Annotated in this window: 16 protein-coding genes; all 16 read left to right on the top strand. The window is 40.4% G+C overall.

Going from position 1 to position 19,004, the window contains the following annotated elements; all coding sequences use genetic code 11:
* Window positions 1-30: 30 nt before the first annotated feature.
* The 16 genes from ACFS5O_RS15175 to rny all read left to right on the top strand — a co-directional run bounded on the left by ACFS5O_RS15175 (window position 31) and on the right by rny (window position 18,987).
* Window positions 31-2,388, top strand: coding sequence for a DNA translocase FtsK (locus ACFS5O_RS15175; RefSeq protein WP_205726148.1), 2,358 nt, complete (start codon window positions 31-33; stop codon window positions 2,386-2,388).
* Window positions 2,389-2,584: 196 nt separating this feature from the next.
* On the top strand, window positions 2,585-3,310 hold the full coding sequence (locus ACFS5O_RS15170) for a GntR family transcriptional regulator (protein WP_066393804.1): 726 nt from the start codon (window positions 2,585-2,587) through the stop codon (window positions 3,308-3,310).
* 89 nt (window positions 3,311-3,399) lie between these two features.
* The gene (locus tag ACFS5O_RS15165) at window positions 3,400-4,467 is read left to right on the top strand and encodes a BMP family lipoprotein (protein WP_066393806.1); all 1,068 of its coding nucleotides are present in this window, start codon (window positions 3,400-3,402) and stop codon (window positions 4,465-4,467) included.
* Between the two features lie 77 nt (window positions 4,468-4,544).
* Window positions 4,545-6,071 (top strand): ABC transporter ATP-binding protein, encoded by a 1,527-nt coding sequence (locus tag ACFS5O_RS15160; RefSeq protein WP_205726149.1) that lies wholly within the window; start codon window positions 4,545-4,547, stop codon window positions 6,069-6,071.
* Window positions 6,061-7,113, top strand: a complete 1,053-nt coding sequence (locus tag ACFS5O_RS15155) for an ABC transporter permease (protein WP_066393810.1) — start codon at window positions 6,061-6,063, stop codon at window positions 7,111-7,113. Before ACFS5O_RS15160 ends, ACFS5O_RS15155 begins: the two co-directional genes overlap by 11 nt.
* Complete coding sequence (locus ACFS5O_RS15150) at window positions 7,113-8,075, top strand: ABC transporter permease (RefSeq protein ID WP_205726150.1); 963 nt, start codon at window positions 7,113-7,115, stop codon at window positions 8,073-8,075. The genes ACFS5O_RS15155 and ACFS5O_RS15150 overlap by 1 nt, the downstream gene beginning before the upstream one ends.
* Before the next feature lie 301 nt (window positions 8,076-8,376).
* Window positions 8,377-9,675, top strand: a complete 1,299-nt coding sequence (gene yfmF / locus ACFS5O_RS15145) for an EF-P 5-aminopentanol modification-associated protein YfmF (protein WP_205727261.1) — start codon at window positions 8,377-8,379, stop codon at window positions 9,673-9,675.
* Window positions 9,656-10,945, top strand: a complete 1,290-nt coding sequence (gene yfmH, locus ACFS5O_RS15140) for an EF-P 5-aminopentanol modification-associated protein YfmH (RefSeq protein ID WP_205726151.1) — start codon at window positions 9,656-9,658, stop codon at window positions 10,943-10,945. The genes yfmF and yfmH overlap by 20 nt, the downstream gene beginning before the upstream one ends.
* A gap of 60 nt (window positions 10,946-11,005) precedes the next feature.
* Window positions 11,006-11,731, top strand: coding sequence for an elongation factor P 5-aminopentanone reductase (gene ymfI / locus ACFS5O_RS15135; protein WP_205726152.1), 726 nt, complete (start codon window positions 11,006-11,008; stop codon window positions 11,729-11,731).
* Window positions 11,732-11,799: 68 nt separating this feature from the next.
* On the top strand, window positions 11,800-12,057 hold the full coding sequence (locus ACFS5O_RS15130) for a DUF3243 domain-containing protein (RefSeq protein WP_066393818.1): 258 nt from the start codon (window positions 11,800-11,802) through the stop codon (window positions 12,055-12,057).
* Between the two features lie 134 nt (window positions 12,058-12,191).
* Window positions 12,192-12,968: a DUF3388 domain-containing protein gene (locus tag ACFS5O_RS15125; protein WP_066393823.1), complete on the top strand. Its 777-nt coding sequence runs from the start codon at window positions 12,192-12,194 to the stop codon at window positions 12,966-12,968.
* Window positions 12,969-12,986: 18 nt separating this feature from the next.
* Complete coding sequence (locus ACFS5O_RS15120) at window positions 12,987-13,859, top strand: helix-turn-helix domain-containing protein (RefSeq protein WP_205726153.1); 873 nt, start codon at window positions 12,987-12,989, stop codon at window positions 13,857-13,859.
* 41 nt (window positions 13,860-13,900) lie between these two features.
* A complete protein-coding gene (gene pgsA, locus ACFS5O_RS15115) occupies window positions 13,901-14,479 on the top strand; it encodes a CDP-diacylglycerol--glycerol-3-phosphate 3-phosphatidyltransferase (RefSeq protein ID WP_066393829.1) in 579 nt (192 codons plus the stop codon).
* Between the two features lie 154 nt (window positions 14,480-14,633).
* Complete coding sequence (locus ACFS5O_RS15110) at window positions 14,634-15,875, top strand: competence/damage-inducible protein A (protein ID WP_205726154.1); 1,242 nt, start codon at window positions 14,634-14,636, stop codon at window positions 15,873-15,875.
* Window positions 15,876-16,001: 126 nt separating this feature from the next.
* Complete coding sequence (recA, locus tag ACFS5O_RS15105; protein WP_198767091.1) at window positions 16,002-17,048, top strand: recombinase RecA; 1,047 nt, start codon at window positions 16,002-16,004, stop codon at window positions 17,046-17,048.
* A 373-nt stretch (window positions 17,049-17,421) separates the two neighbouring features.
* The gene (gene rny, locus ACFS5O_RS15100; protein ID WP_066393834.1) at window positions 17,422-18,987 is read left to right on the top strand and encodes a ribonuclease Y; all 1,566 of its coding nucleotides are present in this window, start codon (window positions 17,422-17,424) and stop codon (window positions 18,985-18,987) included.
* Window positions 18,988-19,004: the final 17 nt, after the last annotated feature.

The following is a 19,004-nucleotide window of genomic DNA, read 5'->3' as shown; positions in this document are numbered from 1 at the left end:
TAATTGAGGCAAGCTAGCGAGGTGAAAAAAATGGCAAAAAACAAAAAAAAGAAAGCCAAGAATAAAGGCAGATGGAAAGAGCAGCTGACGTATGAGATAGCGGGACTTACCATCTTAGCACTGTCTTCTTTAGCACTTGCTAAGATGGGAAACGTAGGAATGGCTTTTGTTCATCTTCTGCGTTTCTTTAGTGGAGAATGGTATGGCATCCTTCTGCTCGGTTGTATCTTATTATCCTTTTATTTGATCTGGAAAAGAAGCTGGCCGGTTCTCATATCGAAGAAATTAACAGGTGTTTATATCCTTTTCTTCTCGTTTTTAGTTTTGAGCCACTTAACGTTGTTCGAACATTTAACAAACGGTGGAGAATGGAAAGATGCGTCGGTCATAAGAAACACGTGGGATCTATATTGGATGCAGCTTCAAGGGGAAACTGCAACGGATGATATTGGTGGAGGACTTGTAGGAGCTATCGGATTCGCTCTTTTTTACTTTTTATTTGGTGCAGGAGGAACAAAGCTTGTCATTTTCTTTCTCATAATAGGAAGCCTCCTGTTGATCTCAGGTAAATCGTTGTCCGTTCTTCTTCAGAAACTCGTTGATACATCAAGTTCAGCAACTTCTAAAATGAAAGAGTACATAAAAGAAAAGAAGACTTCAATTTCTGAAGAAAGAATGAAAAAAGTTAAAGAAAAGAAAAGTTTAAAACCGGCAACTGATGATGAAGAAGAGACGGAAGAGATCATCATCTCTGAAGAACCTGTCATTGAAGATTTTACGAAAAGAGTTCAACAAACAGAGAGTGGCGTTCAGTTAAAATTTGCTCCTCAGATGTATGGTGAGAATGAAGAAAAAGAAGAGCAAAGAGATGCAAGGGAAGCAGAGAACGAATCTACACCTTCGCCTTTACCGGTTAACTTTGGTGATGAGGTCATACAGAATGAGCATTATCAGCTTCCGACCATGAAACATCTTAGAACGCCTCAAAACAGCGGACAGCATAAAGACAAGCAATACGCTGCAAGTAAAAGTAACGCGAAAAAACTTGAAAAAACGTTCGAGAGTTTTGGCGTAAAAGCAAAAGTACTTAAAGTTCATCTTGGACCTGCTGTTACGAAATACGAAGTGTACCCAGATGTTGGTGTTAAGGTAAGTAAGATCGTGAACCTATCAGATGACTTGGCTCTCGCTCTTGCTGCAAAAGATATTCGAATCGAAGCGCCTATACCAGGAAAATCAGCTGTTGGGATCGAGGTGCCGAATCAAGAGATCTCGATGGTAACATTAAGAGAAGTTCTTGAAGCCCCTCAGTTTTCGGGTCAGCAATCACCTCTTGCGATCGGTCTTGGCAGGGATATCTCCGGTGAACCGATCATCGCAGATCTTTCTAAGATGCCTCATTTGCTTGTTGCAGGAGCGACAGGGAGCGGTAAGAGCGTGTGTGTAAACGGCATTATCACGAGTATTCTGATGAGAGCTAAACCACATGAAGTGAAAATGATGATGATTGATCCGAAGATGGTAGAATTAAATATGTATAATGGGATACCTCATCTCCTCGCACCAGTTGTAACTGAGCCGAAGAAGGCTGCTCAAGCTTTAAAACGGGTAGTCTCTGAGATGGAACGCAGGTATGAGCTATTCTCCCATAGTGGTACACGGAACATCGAAGGTTACAACGAATCGATCCGAAAACAAAACGCTAAAGGGGATGCTAAACAGCCCTTCCTACCATATATCGTCGTTATTGTTGATGAACTTGCTGATTTGATGATGGTTGCATCTGGTGATGTTGAGGACGCGATCACTCGTCTAGCACAGATGGCTCGTGCAGCTGGTATACACTTGATTATTGCAACTCAGCGGCCATCTGTTGATGTCATCACGGGTGTTATTAAAGCGAACATTCCATCACGCATCGCGTTTAGTGTATCCTCACAAACCGATTCAAGAACGATACTGGATATGGGAGGGGCAGAAAAACTTTTAGGAAGAGGAGATATGTTGTTCTTCCCTTCAGGAGCTTCAAAGCCTGTTCGTGTTCAAGGTGCATTTTTATCAGATGAAGAAGTGGAAACGATCGTAGAACACTGTGTATCACAGCAAAGAGCACAATACCAAGCAGAGATGATTCCTACAGAAGAAGCAGAACCTGCTGTCATGGAGTCTGAAGATGACTTGTTTGCTGATGCTGTCAGACTTGTCGTCGATATGCAGACAGCCTCGGTTTCCATGCTTCAACGAAGGTTTCGCATCGGTTATTCAAGAGCTGCAAGATTGATCGACTCGATGGAATCAAAAGGAATAGTAGGTCCATATGAAGGATCAAAACCTCGAGAAGTGTTGATCTCCACGATGCCTGATGAAAAAGAAGCGTCTAGTTCATAAGTCTTAGGAAAACGAGCTCATGCGGGCTCGTTTTCCTCTGTGTATGGAAATTAATTCAAGTAATGTAAAAAGCAAAGAACACCTATTAAAAATTTGTAAAAATAGTATTTATTTATAGAAATAAAAATGGTATAGTAATGTCGATTCTACTAATAATTTGTCATACGTCGAACAACTAAGTTAAGGTGGTTTTGTAATGTCAATAAAGGCTGACCATCGCTTGTTATATATAAAAGTGATTGAAAAGTTAAAAAAAGATATTGAAGAAGGTATTTATAAAGAGGGAGAAAAACTTCCTTCTGAGTTTGAGTTATCCAAACAGCTTGGTATATCTCGAGCTACATTGCGTGAAGCGCTTCGTATTTTAGAAGATGAAAACGTACTCATTCGAAAACATGGTGTTGGGACTTTTGTAAGAACTCGTGCTTTGTTCTCATCTGGCATTGAAGAACTCTACAGTGTGACCGATATGATAGAAAGAGGCGGCAAACGCGCTGGTACTATTTTCCTAACGTCGCAGATGACAGATGTTACAGAAGAACTACTTAGTAAGTTTAATGATTCATTGCCTGAAGGACTCATGATGATGGAGCGGGTACGTACAGCAGATGGTGAACCAGTCGTTTTTTGTAAGGACCATATGCCAGCACACCTTTTCCCTGCAAAAGGGTTACACGATTATGAATCATTCTTAGAGATGTTGGAAAAGGAAACGGGAAGACGTGTTATGTATGCGGTAACAAACATCGAACCGATCGGATATCACGACAGAGTTTCTGAAATATTGGAAAGCGATGAACGCGTTCCTCTCCTCATCTTAAAACAAATGCATTACGATCAATTTGATGAACCTGTACTTTATTCTTGCAACTATTTTAGATCTGATAAGTTTATGTTCTCTGTTTTAAGAAAGCGCTTATAGTTAAAGTCTTTTTTAGGGGGTGATCGGTACTTTATTTTGCAGCATTGGTTTAGTCATTAAAATGAAAACACTTACAGGGGGAAAATGACTTGAAAAAGAAATTAGGATTAATGGTAACTGCAATGTTAACGGCCGGTACGATTCTTGCCGGATGTGGATCTTCTGATGACGGGAAGTCTTCTGGCGGAGGAGAGAAAAAAGACTTTAAAGTAGCGATGGTAACAGACACTGGCGGTGTAGACGATAAGTCTTTCAACCAATCAGCTTGGGAAGGTTTAACTAAGTTTGGTAAAGATAATAGTTTAGAAGAGAGCAAAGGTTACAAATACTTGCAATCTACTGCACAAAGTGATTACAAGCCGAACTTAAACTCACTGATTCGTCAAAAGTACGATGTAGTATTTGGAATCGGGTTCTTAATGGGAACCGACGTAGAAACAGTTGCGAAACAACAACCAGATGCAAAACTTGCAATCGTTGATATGGTTGTTAAAGGTGACAACGTAGCGAACATTACGTTCTCTGAGCATGAAGGTTCATTCTTAGTAGGTCTAGTAGCTGGTATGCAATCTAAAACGAACAAAGTAGGATTCGTTGGTGGTGTTAACAGTGAACTGATCAAAAAGTTTGAAAACGGGTTTAAAGCTGGGGTATTAACAGCGAACCCTAAAGCAGAAGTAATGGTTCAATACGCTGAAGACTTCAACAAAGCTGAAAAAGGACAACAGATCGCGAACACGTTCTATCAACAAGGAGCTGACGTAATCTATCATGCTGCTGGTGGAACGGGTATGGGTGTGTTCACTGAAGCGAAGAACCGTAAGAAGAACGGTGAGAATGTTTGGGTAATCGGTGTTGACCGTGACCAACACGAAGAAGGAATGCCTGAGAACGTAACACTTACTTCAATGGTAAAACGTGTAGACCAAGCGGTATACGAAGTTTCTGAGCAAGCGATGAACGGTAAGTTCCCAGGTGGGAAAATTGTAGAGTTCGGTCTTAAAGAAGATGGAGTAGGTATCGCTCCAACTCAAGAGAACGTTGAAGAGAAGTCACTTCAATCTGTTGAAGATTTCAAAAAGAAAATCATCGCTGGCGAAGTGAAGGTTCCTAAGACAGACGCTGAATTTGAAGAGTTCAAAAAGAGCTTAAAATAATTCAAGTGAAATGAATAACAGGCCAGGACTTGGCAGAAGCCAAGTCCTTCCTTATGCAATAAGGGGGGAGCAAGAATATGGAATATGTAATCGATATGCGCAATATCCGAAAAGAATTCCCTGGAATCGTCGCGAATGATGACATCACGCTTCAAGTTAAAAAAGGGGAGATCCATGCATTACTAGGAGAGAATGGTGCAGGTAAATCAACGTTAATGAACGTTTTGTTCGGTCTTTATGAGCCTGAACAAGGGGAGATCTTCGTAAAAGGAAATAAAGTGGTGAACAATGATCCGAATATTGCCAACTCGCTTGGTATTGGGATGGTTCATCAGCACTTTATGCTCGTTGATAAGTTTACTGTTACCGAAAATATCATTCTTGGAAAAGAGCCTACAAAAGGCGGGAAAGTTGATCTTCAGACAGCTGCTAAAGAAGTACAAGCTCTTTCAGATCAATATGGACTTCGTGTAGATCCTTACGCAAAGATTGAAGATATCTCAGTTGGTATGCAGCAACGTGTGGAAATTTTGAAAACGCTTTATAGAGGAGCGGATATTCTCATTTTTGATGAGCCTACAGCTGTGTTAACTCCTCAAGAGATCATAGAACTCATTCAGATTATGAAAAAGCTAGTTAATGAAGGCAAGTCTATCATCCTCATCACTCATAAATTAAAAGAGATCATGGAAGTCTGTGATCGCTGTACGGTAATACGAAGAGGTAGAGGCGTTGGTACGGTAGAGGTTAGCGATTCTAACCCTGATTCTCTAGCAGCGATGATGGTTGGCCGTGAAGTAAACTTTAAAGTTGAAAAAATTGATGCTGATCCTAAAGAAGCTGTATTGAAGATCAAAGACCTTGTCGTTCATGATAGCAGAAAAGTACCTGCGGTAAACGGCCTGAACTTGACTGTTCATGCAGGAGAGATCGTTGGAATCGCAGGAGTTGACGGAAACGGTCAATCTGAACTTTTAGAGGCGATCACGGGTCTTCATAAAGTACATGAAGGATCGATACATCTGCGAGATAAAGAGATTACGAATAAGTCTCCTAGAAGTGTTACAGAGAACGGTTTGAGTCATATACCGCAAGATAGACATAAACATGGACTTGTATTGGACTTTTCAGTAGGAGAGAACATGGTGCTTCAAACCTATTATCAAAAGCCATATTCTAAATCTGGCATATTGAACTTTAAGCCAATCTTTGATAAAGCTAAAAAGTTGATCGAGGAATACGATGTTCGTACGCCAGATGCTTATACACCAGCTCGTGCCTTATCGGGTGGAAATCAGCAAAAAGCGATCATCGCTAGAGAAGTTGATCGGGATCCGGACTTTTTGATCGCAGCTCAACCAACTCGTGGTCTTGATGTCGGAGCGATCGAGTTCATCCATTCCAAACTGATCGAACAAAGGGATAATGGAAAAGCTGTACTGCTCGTTTCATTTGAGTTGGATGAAATCATCAACGTGAGTGACCGAATCGCAGTCATGTATGAAGGAAAGATCGTTGCGATCGTAAACCCGAAAGAAACAACAGAACAAGAACTGGGTCTATTGATGGCTGGAGGAAAGAGAGGTACCGTTCATGCAGAATAATACAAACAAGATGAAATTTTTAGTGCCTCTTATCTCCGTGTTTTTAGGACTTCTTATCGGTGGCATTATCATGCTGATCAGCGGATATCCACCGATTGAAGCGTATGCGGCTCTATTCGAAGGAATTTTTGGCGGTTCATACTACATGGGTGAAACGATCAGACAGATGTCACCTCTTATTCTTTCAGGTTTGGCTGTAGCATTTGCGTTTAGAACAGGTTTATTTAATATCGGTGTAGAAGGACAGCTTTTAGTCGGTTGGCTAGCTGCTGTTTATGTGGGGATTTTTGTTGATGCTCCAGCCATTATTCATATTCCGCTAGCAATTCTTGCAGCTGGAGTCGCTGGTGCACTATGGGGATCTGTTCCTGGTATATTAAAAGCGCGTTTTAAAGTTCACGAAGTAATTACGACAATCATGATGAACTATATTGCACTTTATAGTACAAATGAAATCATTCGTAATTTCATGCTTGCTCCAGGTGAGCGAACGGAGAATGTAAAAGAATCAGCTTCTCTTGCTTCACCGTTTTTGCAAGAACTAACAGACAATTCTACACTTCACTATGGTATTATCGTAGCAATCGTTGCAGCAGTGATCATGTGGTTCTTATTATGGAGAACAACTTTGGGTTATGAGCTTCGTGCTGTAGGGTTCAACCAGCATGCATCTCAGTACGCTGGGATCAACGTTTCAAAAAACATTGTCCTTTCCATGGCGATCTCAGGAGCATTTGCAGGGATTGCAGGAAGTATGGAAGGTCTAGGTACGTATCAATACATGACCATCAATGCCGGATTTACCGGAGTAGGATTTGATGGAATCGCTGTTGCACTTCTAGGTGCTAACAGTGCGATCGGTGTTATTTTAGGTGCTGCATTGTTTGGCGGACTAAAGATTGGTGCACTGAATATGCAAGCTATGGCAGGTGTTCCGACAGAACTTGTTGGAATCGTTATTGCTTTAATCATCTTCTTTGTTGCGTGCAGCTATCTTGTTCATTGGTTGATGAACCGTGTGAACAGAGGAGGTAAGATCTAATGAGTTTTATGGATATTCTAGCACTAATCATACCTGCTGCTATCGTTTCAGCCGCTCCCTTAATCTTTACTGCTCTAGGTGGAGTCTTCAGTGAACGTTCAGGAGTTGTAAATATTGGATTAGAAGGCTTAATGCTATTTGGTGCTTTTACAGGCGCCGTAACGATCTATTACGGCGAACAGTTTGGATTAGCCGGTGCAGCTCCATGGGTAAGTTTTGTTGTTGCAATGATCGTTGGAGCGCTATTTGCTTCTATTCATGCTGTTGCGAGTATCTCACTGAAAGCAGATCAAGTTGTTAGTGGTGTAGCGATCAACTTTTTGGCTGCTGGACTTGCGATCTTCTTAACGAAGAAAATCTTTAATGCGGGACAAACACCTGTCATCTCACAGCGTATCTCTAAAAGTGATATACCGTTTCTGTCAGATATTCCGGTGATTGGAAAACTATTCTTCCAAAACGCCTATCTGACTTCTTATCTAGCCGTATTCGTTGCTTTCATCGTATGGTATGTTCTTTACAAAACCCCATTTGGTCTACGTCTTCGTTCTGTAGGTGAACACCCGATGGCTGCAGATACGATGGGAATCAACGTTAAAAAGATGCGTTATGTTGGCGTTTTATTGAGTGGTGCTCTAGCTGGACTAGGTGGAGCTGTCTATGTAGCTTCTATTTCAGGGAACTTCACGCACTCTACGATCACGGGACAAGGTTTCATGGCTCTAGCTGCGATGATCTTCGGTAAATGGCATCCACTTGGCGCTTTAGGAGCTGCTTTATTCTTCGGTCTCGCACAAGCGATCAGTATCTCAGGAGCTCAGATTCCCGGTCTGCAAGATATCCCGAAAGTATTCTTGCTTATCGCACCATACGTTCTTACGATACTTGCTTTAGCAGGGCTTGTAGGTCGTGCAGATGCACCGAAAGCTCTTGGTACACCTTATGAAAAAGGAAAAAGATAAAAAACAGATACTGGTGGTGATATTTTCTTAGATTATATAGCAATCGCTGCTTTTTAATCTTTTTTTTATCTTCTATGAACAATTGTTGATTGTAGTAGAAGGTGCGTGCCTGTCACACGGAAAGCGAGCACCCTAAAAACGAAGATCAACTACTTTCAAAAACATCTTTATATAACATATAATAAAAAAGTCCGCCATTCGGTGGACTTTTTTTGTTTTATAGGGAGGAATGTCATGTCAGGTATCGAAAATGGGTAAACTAGGATGTAGACATAATGAAAGGGGTACTTACTCAATGGGAATTGTTAATCATAAAAAAACCAATCTCCACGGCATGACTGTACATACGATTGAAACAAAAAAGTATAAGACCACATCGTTCATACTTCAGGTTAAAGAACCGATCAACGAAAAGAACGTAACAAAGAGAGCTTTACTTGCTTATGTCTTACAGAGCGGCACTAAAGATTTTCCTTCTTCAAAAGAACTTCGAAGTGCTTTGGATGATCTTTATGGAGCTACATTAAATGCTGATCTTTCAAAAAAAGGCGAGAATCAAGTGATCAGTATTCGAATGGAAGTAGCAAATGAGAAATTCTTATCCAATTCAGAACATGTTCTTGATAAAGCTTTCCATTTGTTATCTCAAGTTCTTTTAGCACCAGCTCTAGAAGGAGACGTATTTAAAGAAGGAATCGTTAAAAAAGAGAAACGCAGTCTGAAACAACAGATCGAATCGATCTATGATGACAAGATGCGTTATGCCAATAAACGGCTTTTAGAAGAGATGTACGACTCTGAACCTTATCGTTTAAATGTCTATGGTAACGGTGATGAAGTAGATTCGATCTCATCCAAAGAACTGTTTGATTATTATCAGGAAGTGATTAAAAACGATAAGATCGATCTTTATGTGATCGGTGATATATCAACGGATGAGATGGTTGACAAGGTTAGTAAGCATTTTCGTTTTTCGAAAGATAGAAAAGAAGATGAGGCTAACGCGGTGAATGCTGCAGATGAAAAGAGGATTTCTGAGGTTAAGGAAATCTTTGAAGAGCAGGATGTTCAACAAGGAAAGTTACACATGGGTTATCGCACGTATACCACCTATGCAGACGATGATTATTTCGCTCTACAAGTGTTTAACGGTATTTTCGGTGGGTTTTCTCATTCTAAGTTGTTCATGAACGTTCGTGAAAAAGAAAGTTTGGCTTATTATGCAGCTTCTCGGTTTGAGAGCCATAAAGGTGCTGTTTTTGTTATGAGTGGAATTGAAACGGCCAACTACGAAAAGGCTGTAAAAATTATTAAAGAACAGCATGAGGAAATGAAAAAGGGTAATATCACAGAATCTGAATTTGAACAGACGAAAGCGATGATCAACAACCAAGTGTTAGAGACGATTGATCACCCGATCGGTCTATCAGAAGTGCTGTATCACAATGTTGTTGCTGGTACGGATCGATCCATTGAAGAGTGGATGGAAGGAATAAAAAAAGTAACAAAAGATGATGTGGTTGCAGTAGCTAAAAAAGTAACACTTGATACCATTTTCTTCTTGAAGGGAGCTGGCACGAATGGGAATGAAAACGTTTGATCAATTAGACGAAACGCTGCATTATGATGAACTGCCGAACGGTTTGAAGGTATATGTACTTGAAAAGAAAGGATTCAATAAGACGTATGCTACGTTTACGACGCATTATGGATCAGTAGATAATCATTTTAAACCATTAGGTAAAGATGAAAATGTAAAGGTTCCTGATGGAATCGCACATTTTCTGGAGCACAAACTTTTTGAAAAAGAGCACGGAGACGTCTTTCAAGATTTTAGTAAACAAGGTGCTTCTGCTAACGCATTCACGACATTTAACAGAACCGCTTATCTGTTTTCAACAACGGGCGATGTGAAAAAGAACTTGACGACTTTGATCGACTTCGTACAAGAACCATATTTTACAGAAAAGACAGTCGAGAAGGAAAAAGGAATCATCGGTCAAGAGATCAGAATGTACGATGACAATCCAGATTGGCGCGTTTATTTTGGCCTGATCGAGAATATGTACCACCACCACCCGGTAAAGATCGATATCGCTGGAACTGAAAAATCCATCGCTAAGATTACGAAAGATGATTTATATGAATGTTATGAAACGTTTTATCACCCTAGCAACATGATTCTTTTTATTGTGGGTCCGGTAGATGCAGAAGATATTTTAAATTTCGTAAAAGATAATCAATCACAAAAAACGTTTAAAGAAAAAGAACACATCGAACGTTTCTTTGACGAAGAGCCAAAAACGGTCGCAAAAACAAAGAAAGTGATCGAGATGACCGTGCAGACTCCAAAGTGTTATATGGGGTATAAAGAAGCTACCCCTAATCGCCAAGGCAAAGACTTAATGAAACATGAACTCAGTGTAAATCTTCTTTTGGAGATGATGTTCGGAAAAAGCTCTCCGAATTATGAATCTTTATATGAAGAAGGGTTGATCGACCAGACCTTCTCTTTTGATTACACAGAAGAGAATGGCTTTGGATTCAGCATGCTTGGGGGAGATACTGGGTCTCCAGATGAATTTGTTGAAAGAATCTCTGGGATGGTAGAAGCCTTTAAACAACAGTCGATCGATGAAGATTCATTTGAGCGTGCTCGAAAAAAGAAGATCGGTGCTTTTTTACGATCATTGAACTCTCCCGAATTTATCGCCAATCAGTTCACTCGTTATGCGTTCAATGAAATGGACCTCTTTGATGTGATTCCGGTTTTCGAATCACTTACAGTGCGTGATGTTAAAGAAGTCTTACAGAACCACTTTAAAAAAGAAGCGATGACTGTTTGCCAAGTACAGAAAAAGAAGTCATAATAAATGAAAAAAACATCCTGCTGAGGTAGGGTGTTTTTTTAGAGCAATGAGGGATTAACAGTGAAAAATGCGCTTGTCACAGGAGCATCCGGAGCGATCGGAAGCGAGATCAGTCATTTGTTAGCATCAAAAGGCTTTCGTTTGTTTCTTCATTACAACAGTAATCTATCCGCTGCAGCATCACTTCAGAACGAACTGAAGGAAAAATATGGAGTACCTGTTTCCATTGTCAGTGCAGACCTGTCTAAAGCAGGAGGATCAGCTGTTCTATGGAATCAAATTCAGGAAACCTTAGATGTATTCGTATATAATTCTGGTTCTGCTCATTTTGGCCTTCTTACAGATTTTACTGAAGAATCTATAACAGAGACGATGCAGTTGAATCTTTTAAGTGCGATCTCACTGTCAAAAATGATAGTGCCGAACATGATTCAAAGAAAATCTGGAAAGATCATCATGATTTCTTCTGTTTGGGGAGAAGTAGGGGCTGCATGTGAAACGGTCTATTCAGCTGCAAAAGGTGGAATGAATACGTTTGTTAAAGCACTCTCAAAAGAATTAGCGCCGAGTCAAATACAAGTGAACGGTATCTCTCCCGGAGTGATATCCACTCCCATGATGGACCAATTTACAGATGAGGAGAAGCGGTCATTGGCGGATGATATACCTGCCGGTCGCTTTGGAGAGCCTCGTGAAGTTGCTCATGCCGTCGAATTTTTAATGAGCGAAAAAGCAGACTATATCTCTGGTCATATCCTTTCGATAAACGGATCATGGTTTACTTAAAAAAAATGTATAAAAAGGGTGAAACTAAGAGATATTAATGCTGTATCAACCTTGAAGGAGGAGACAGCATGTCTGTATTAGACAACTTTGGTCAATGGAAAGATTTCTTGGCAGAGCGTTTAAATCACGCGGAACACGAAGGTATGAACCACGACACGATTTCGAACTTAGCAACTGAGATCGGTGGCTACTTAGCGAACCACGTTGAGCCAAAAAACGAGGAAGAAAAAGTTCTTGCCGATCTTTGGAAAGTGGCCGATGAAAACGAAAGACACGCCATCGCTAACATGATGGTCAAGCTAGTTCAAAACGACGGAAGCCGCTAAATGGTGAAGGATGTTAAGAATTTTTTCTTAACATCCTTTTATTTTGCTTTCATAATAAATTGAAATCATTTATTATTAGAAACAAGAATAGATGTAGAATTTTGTTTCATTTTGAAAGAATAAGGAGATGAATTATGGGAGAGCAAGAATGGTATTTAGAGTATGAGATACATAAAAACCGGCCGGGTCTCCTAGGGGATATATCTTCCTTGTTAGGTATGCTTGGAATTAATATCGTCACGATTAACGGTGTTGATAACGAGCGCCGTGGAATGCTTCTGATCATTGATAACGAAGAAAAGATCAATCGGCTTCAATCGATCTTAGATTCAATGGACAACATTACAGTAACCAAGTTTCGAAAACCGAAGCTGCGTGATCGTCTAGCTGTTAGACACGGCAGATATATTGAACGTGATGCAGACGATAAGAAAACGTTTCGTTTTATAAGAGATGAACTTGGTATATTAGTTGACTTTTTAGCTGAATTATATAAAGTTGAAGGACATAAATTAATCGGCGTTAGAGGCATGCCACGTGTTGGAAAAACGGAAAGTATCGTAGCTTCCAGTGTGTGTGCGAATAAACGTTGGGTCTTTATATCATCCACGTTGTTGCGTCAGACTGTTAGAAGCATGCTTGCGGATGACGAATACGACTCTGACCACGTTTTTATTATTGATGGTGCCGTTTCAGCACGTAATATGAACGATAAGCATTGGCAGCTCATACGAGAGATCATGAGGCTTCCTGCAGCGAAAGTTGTGGAACATCCTGATCTTTTTGTTCAGCAAACGGAATATACACTTGATGATTTTGACTATATTATCGAGCTAAAGAGTCATCGTGATGAAGAAATTACATATGAAGCTCTGAAACAAGATCAAACAGGATTCGGAAATTTAGAATGACGTAAGTAGGTGGGAAGGTTGACAGAACTCGGTAAGTTATTAAAAGAAAAACGTGAAGAAAAAGGAATGTCACTCGAAGAACTTCAAACAGCAACTAAGATTCAAAAAAGATATCTGGTAGCCATTGAAGAAGGAAAGTATGAAGTACTTCCTGGGTCGTTTTATGCTAGAGCGTTCATTAAAAATTATTGTGAAGCTGTAGGGTTGCATTATGAGACCATCTTTGATGAGTATGCTCATGAGATACCAAAATCGGCAAAAGAACCAACCACAGAGTTTGAACCGCGTTCAAAAAGAGAGCGTTCCGGTGTATCAGATGATCATTCTCTTTTAAAGAGGTTGGTACCGATCATACTTATCGGAGTTTTGATCGTGGTTGTTCTCTTCATTGTATGGAAGCTCCTTCCTGATGGGAATGATCAAGCGAAAAGCGGCAATGATGCACCAGGTGTTCTATTGGATGCTGATGAAAACAAACCACAGAAAAAAGAAGCACCAAAGAAAGAAAAAGAAGATGTAGCTGAAGAAAAGGATGAAAAATCGGAAGCTCCAAAAGAAGAAGAGAAACAACAAACGTTAACGAAACTTGAAACAGTCGGTAAAGTAACAACTTATGAATTGAAAGATTCAGAAGAACTAGTTGTGGAACTGAGTGCAAAAGGTCCAAGTTATGTAGGGATTCAAGATGAAACGAAGAAAAGTTATTTTGATAACCAGATGAAAGAGGGTCAGACGGAAACTTTCGACCTTTCTTCTGCCAAAGAGGTAACACTAAATATTGGCGCATCTCATGTAACATCTATTAAAATTAATGGGGAAGCATTCACATATCCTGTTCCAGCAACTGAACTGATCCATCAGAAAATCGTGATTCGTAAGGCTCAACAATAGTTAAAACAAACTGATCTTGACCGTATTTTGGAGGAATTGCATTGAACTTACCTAATAAGATTACTATTTCTAGGATTTTTTTGATCCCTCTCTTCATGATCGTTCTTTTAGGCGATTTTGATTGGGGAGTATGGAAGATAGCGGGTGAAGAACTGCCTGTCACTCATTTTGTAGCTGCACTGATCTTTATCTTTGCATCAAGTACAGATTGGGTCGACGGCTATTATGCTCGCAAATATAACTTAGTTACGAATCTAGGCAAATTTTTGGACCCACTAGCAGATAAGCTGCTTGTTTCAGCAGCACTTGTAGGGTTAGTTGAACTTGGAGCTGCACCTGCATGGATGGTTATTGTTATTCTAAGCCGTGAGTTCGCTGTTACAGGAATTCGTGCTGTTGCTTCTGCAGAAGGCGAGGTCATTGCAGCAGGACAGATGGGTAAGCTAAAGATGTGGATTCAAATTATTGCGATTTCAGCTCTATTGCTTCATAATCTTCCATTCGCATGGATCGGATTACCATTTGCAACGATCAGTCTTTGGGCAGCAACACTGATTACCTTATATTCTGGCTGGGAGTATTTCGTGAACAGCAAACATATTTTATTAAAATCAAAGTAATCAAGAATGAAGAAAAAACAGGAGCAGAAAACTCCTGTTTTTTTATTAGCTGTAAGAGAAAACGCAGAAAACGGAAAGAAATGAAAGCCATTTTTAGAATCTATAAGTTTGAATGATATGAATTGAGAGAATACAATCAAGGAGCGTGTACAAGTTGAATGCAGAGATCATAGCAGTTGGCAGTGAACTTTTATTAGGACAAATCGCAAATACGAATGCTCAGTTTATTTCTAAGGGGCTTGCTGACATCGGAGTGAACGTTTTTTATCACTCAGTAGCAGGTGATAACCAAAACCGTCTCTCGGCCGTTATTGAAACAGCTAGGTCACGATCTAATTTGATCATCTTTACAGGAGGTCTAGGACCAACGAAAGACGATCTCACGAAAGAAACGATCGCAAAACTATTTCAAAAGGAATTGGTCCATGATGAAGCTGCTCTTCACTATATAACCAATTATTTCGTTCAGACCAATCGAGAGATGACACCGAACAATAAGAAGCAAGCTCTTATTATAGAAGGGTCTACCGTACTGCCGAACGATAATGGAATGGCACCTGGAATGGCGTTTACTCATGATAACATCACATGTATACTCCTACCTGGACCACCTAGCGAGATGAGACCGATGTTTAACAATTATGTTATTCCTTATCTTTATTCTAAGATGGATGTTCAGACTAAGTTTCATTCGAGAGTATTAAGATTTTTTGGGATTGGTGAATCAGTCTTAGAAACCAAGCTTCAGGATCTAATCGAGAAACAAAGTAACCCTACGATCGCGCCATTAGCATCTGAACATGAAGTTACGATTCGGCTGACTGCAGCTCACCCTTCAGAAACTGAGGCAAAAAGATTGTTAGATGAAGTGGAACAAGAAGTATTAAGTCGTACAGGTTCCCATTTTTACGGATATGATGACGAAACGCTTGAGAAACAGTCATTCGATCTCCTACGAAATAATGAGCTGACGATCGCTTCAGCCGAGAGTTTGACGGGCGGACTCTTCAGCAAGATCATCACTGATTTTCCGGGTGCATCTTCCGTTTTTCAAGGAGGAGCCGTCGTTTATTCGAACGCAATGAAACAATCAATGCTTAAAGTACCTCCTGCTTTAATCGCAGAACATGGTGTTGTAAGTTCACAATGCGCAGAGTGGATGGCAGAAGAAATTAGAAGACAGACAGAGGTAGATATCGGTATCAGCTTTACAGGTGTTGCGGGTCCTGATGCACAAGAAGACAAGCCAGCAGGTACAGTGTTCATCGGAATATCGATGCACGAACAAACACATTCCTACTCATTAAAACTTGCAGGCACAAGAAAGGCGATTCGTGAAAGAACAGTTAAGCATGGATTTCGGTATATAAATCAATTGGTCAAAGAAGGACAATAAAAAAATCGAATAAATGTTCGTAAAATGATTGGCAAATCTATAAAAAAGAGATATGATAGAGAAGTAGCAAGTTACAGAATTAATGAAACAAAAATACATGCAAAATGAATTTGAGGAGTGAATTGAATGAGCGATAGAAAAGCAGCTCTAGATATGGCTCTACGCCAAATTGAAAAGCAGTTCGGAAAAGGTTCCATCATGAAATTGGGTGAGCAAACAGAACAGCGAATCTCGACAGTTTCCAGCGGATCGATCACTTTGGACATCGCACTTGGAATTGGTGGTTACCCTCGTGGAAGAATTATCGAAGTATACGGTCCTGAATCATCAGGTAAAACCACTGTTGCACTTCATGCCATTGCAGAAGTACAACGTAATGGTGGACAAGCGGCGTTCATTGATGCAGAGCATGCGCTTGACCCTGAATATGCTCAAAAGCTAGGCGTTAACATTGATGAACTCTTATTGTCTCAGCCTGATACAGGTGAACAAGCGCTAGAGATCGCTGAAGCTCTTGTAAGAAGTGGAGCAGTTGATATCCTAATTATCGACTCCGTTGCTGCGCTTGTTCCTAAAGCTGAGATCGAAGGAGAAATGGGTGACTCTCACGTTGGCCTTCAAGCTCGTCTGATGTCACAAGCACTTCGTAAACTTTCAGGTGCCATTAATAAATCGAAAACCATAGCGGTATTCATCAACCAAATTCGTGAAAAAGTTGGCGTTATGTTCGGAAACCCTGAAACAACTCCAGGAGGAAGAGCTCTAAAATTCTACTCCTCTGTTCGTCTGGAAGTACGTCGTGCTGAACAGCTGAAACAAGGACAGGATGTTGTTGGTAACAAAACAAAGATTAAAGTTGTAAAAAATAAAGTGGCTCCTCCGTTTAGAACGGCTGAAGTAGATATCATGTACGGAGAAGGGATCTCGTATCAAGGAGAGATTCTCGATATCGGTTCGGACATTGACATCGTTCAAAAGAGTGGTGCTTGGTATTCTTACGAAGGAGAACGTTTAGGTCAAGGACGTGAGAACTCTAAGCAATTCCTAAAAGAAAACCCTGAGATTGCATCAGCAATCGTAGCTGAGATCCGCAATTATTATCAGCTAGAAGGGAAAGCGACGGCTGAAGTGGAAGCTCCTTCCTTAGAAGAAGAGTTTGAGTTAACAGAATAGCAATCGGGAAGACTGGTCAGATGCGACCGGTCTTTTTTCTATTTCATTGTTCTTTTTAAGTGTTTTGTTCTTCTTTCGCCAATTTGTTTATTCGTAAAAAAGAACAGACTCATCGCTTGCAAGTTCACTCAAAAATCGCTAAGTTAGCAGGCAAAATATGCTCCTTGCTATTTTTAGGTCAAGCAATTATTATAGAAGATTGACTCTCTTGACAAGCTTTAGGCACACCTATAAAATGAAGATATATTTTGATTTCTTATGAAATTAAAAGATATGTATAGAATTTGTACGACATGAATGGTGCACAGCACATGTAAGACGATTGACGCCAAAAATGCAGTATGAAAAGCAGAAAGCAAGAGGAGGTGGGAATATGCCAAGTTTAGCAGTATTCATCTCCAGTTTGCTTGTCTCACTAGGTGTCGGTGCTATTGTCGGATATCTTGTTAGGAAATCAATTGCTGAAGCGAAGATTTCAAGCGCAGAACGAGCAGCTGCGCAAATTGTTGAAGATGCAAAGCGCGATGCTGACGCCAGCAAGAAAGAAGCGCTGTTAGAAGCAAAAGATGAAATCCATAAGCTACGTACCGAAGCTGAACGCGAAATTCGCGAACGTCGAAACGAGCTTCAAAAACAAGAACATCGATTGGTTCAAAAAGAAGAGATCCTAGACAGAAAAAGTGAAACTCTTGACAAAAAAGAGGAATCTTTAGAGCGACGTGAGGAGTCTCTCACCAAAAAACAGCGACAAATTGAAGAGATTGAAAGCAAAGTGGAGGAATTGCTAGAAGAACAACAGCGAGAGCTTGAGCGCATTTCCAGCATTACCAGGGATGAAGCCCGCCAAATTATCATGACTGAAACTGAGAACGAGATGACACATGAGTTGGCGATGATGGTAAAAGAGATGGAGAACCGTGCGAAAGAAGAAGCGGACAAGAAAGCAAAAGAAATTCTTTCCCTAGCTATCCAACGCTGTGCAGCCGATCACGTAGCAGAAACGACAGTTTCTGTAGTAAACCTTCCTAACGATGAAATGAAAGGAAGAATTATTGGACGTGAAGGACGAAACATTAGGACGTTAGAAACGTTAACTGGAATTGATTTAATTATTGATGATACTCCAGAAGCCGTTATTCTGTCTGGTTTTGACCCGATCCGCCGTGAAATTGCACGTATGGCTTTGGACAAGCTTGTACAGGATGGAAGAATTCACCCTGCACGAATTGAAGAGATGGTTGAAAAATCACGTCGAGAAGTGGATGAGTATATCCGCGAAGTAGGAGAACAAACAACATTTGAAGTTGGAGTTCACGGACTTCATCCTGATTTGATTAAAATTCTTGGACGTTTGAAGTATCGTACGAGCTACGGTCAGAACGTACTGAAACATTCAACAGAAGTGGCCTACTTAGCTGGCTTAATGGCAGCTGAAGTAGGAGAAGACGTTCATCTTGCAAGACGAGCTGGATTGCTTCATGACATCGGTAAGGCGATTGATCATGAAGTAGAAGGCAGTCACGTAGATATTGGTGTTGAACTTGCTACGAAGTACAAAGAACACCCAGTAGTAATCAACAGCATTGCGTCTCACCATGGAGACACTGAAGCAACTTCAATCATTGCAACTCTAGTTGCAGCAGCAGATGCACTTTCTGCTGCTAGACCAGGAGCGCGCCGTGAAACACTTGAAACGTATATCCGCAGACTTGAAAAGTTAGAAGAGATTTCGGAATCATTTGATGGTGTTGAAAAATCTTTTGCGATCCAAGCAGGTCGTGAGATACGTATCATGGTTAAACCGGATATGATTGATGATGTAGCATCATACCGACTAGCACGTGATATTACGAAAAAGATTGAAAGTGAACTGGATTATCCAGGACACATTAAAGTGACAGTCATTCGTGAGACTCGAGCAGTTGAATATGCAAAATAAAACACACAAAGCGGTGG

Origin of the sequence: Fictibacillus nanhaiensis (assembly GCF_042686385.1) — a bacterium.
GTDB classification, from domain to species: domain Bacteria; phylum Bacillota; class Bacilli; order Bacillales; family Fictibacillaceae; genus Fictibacillus; species Fictibacillus nanhaiensis.
This window is presented reverse-complemented; position numbering and strand designations above follow the sequence as displayed.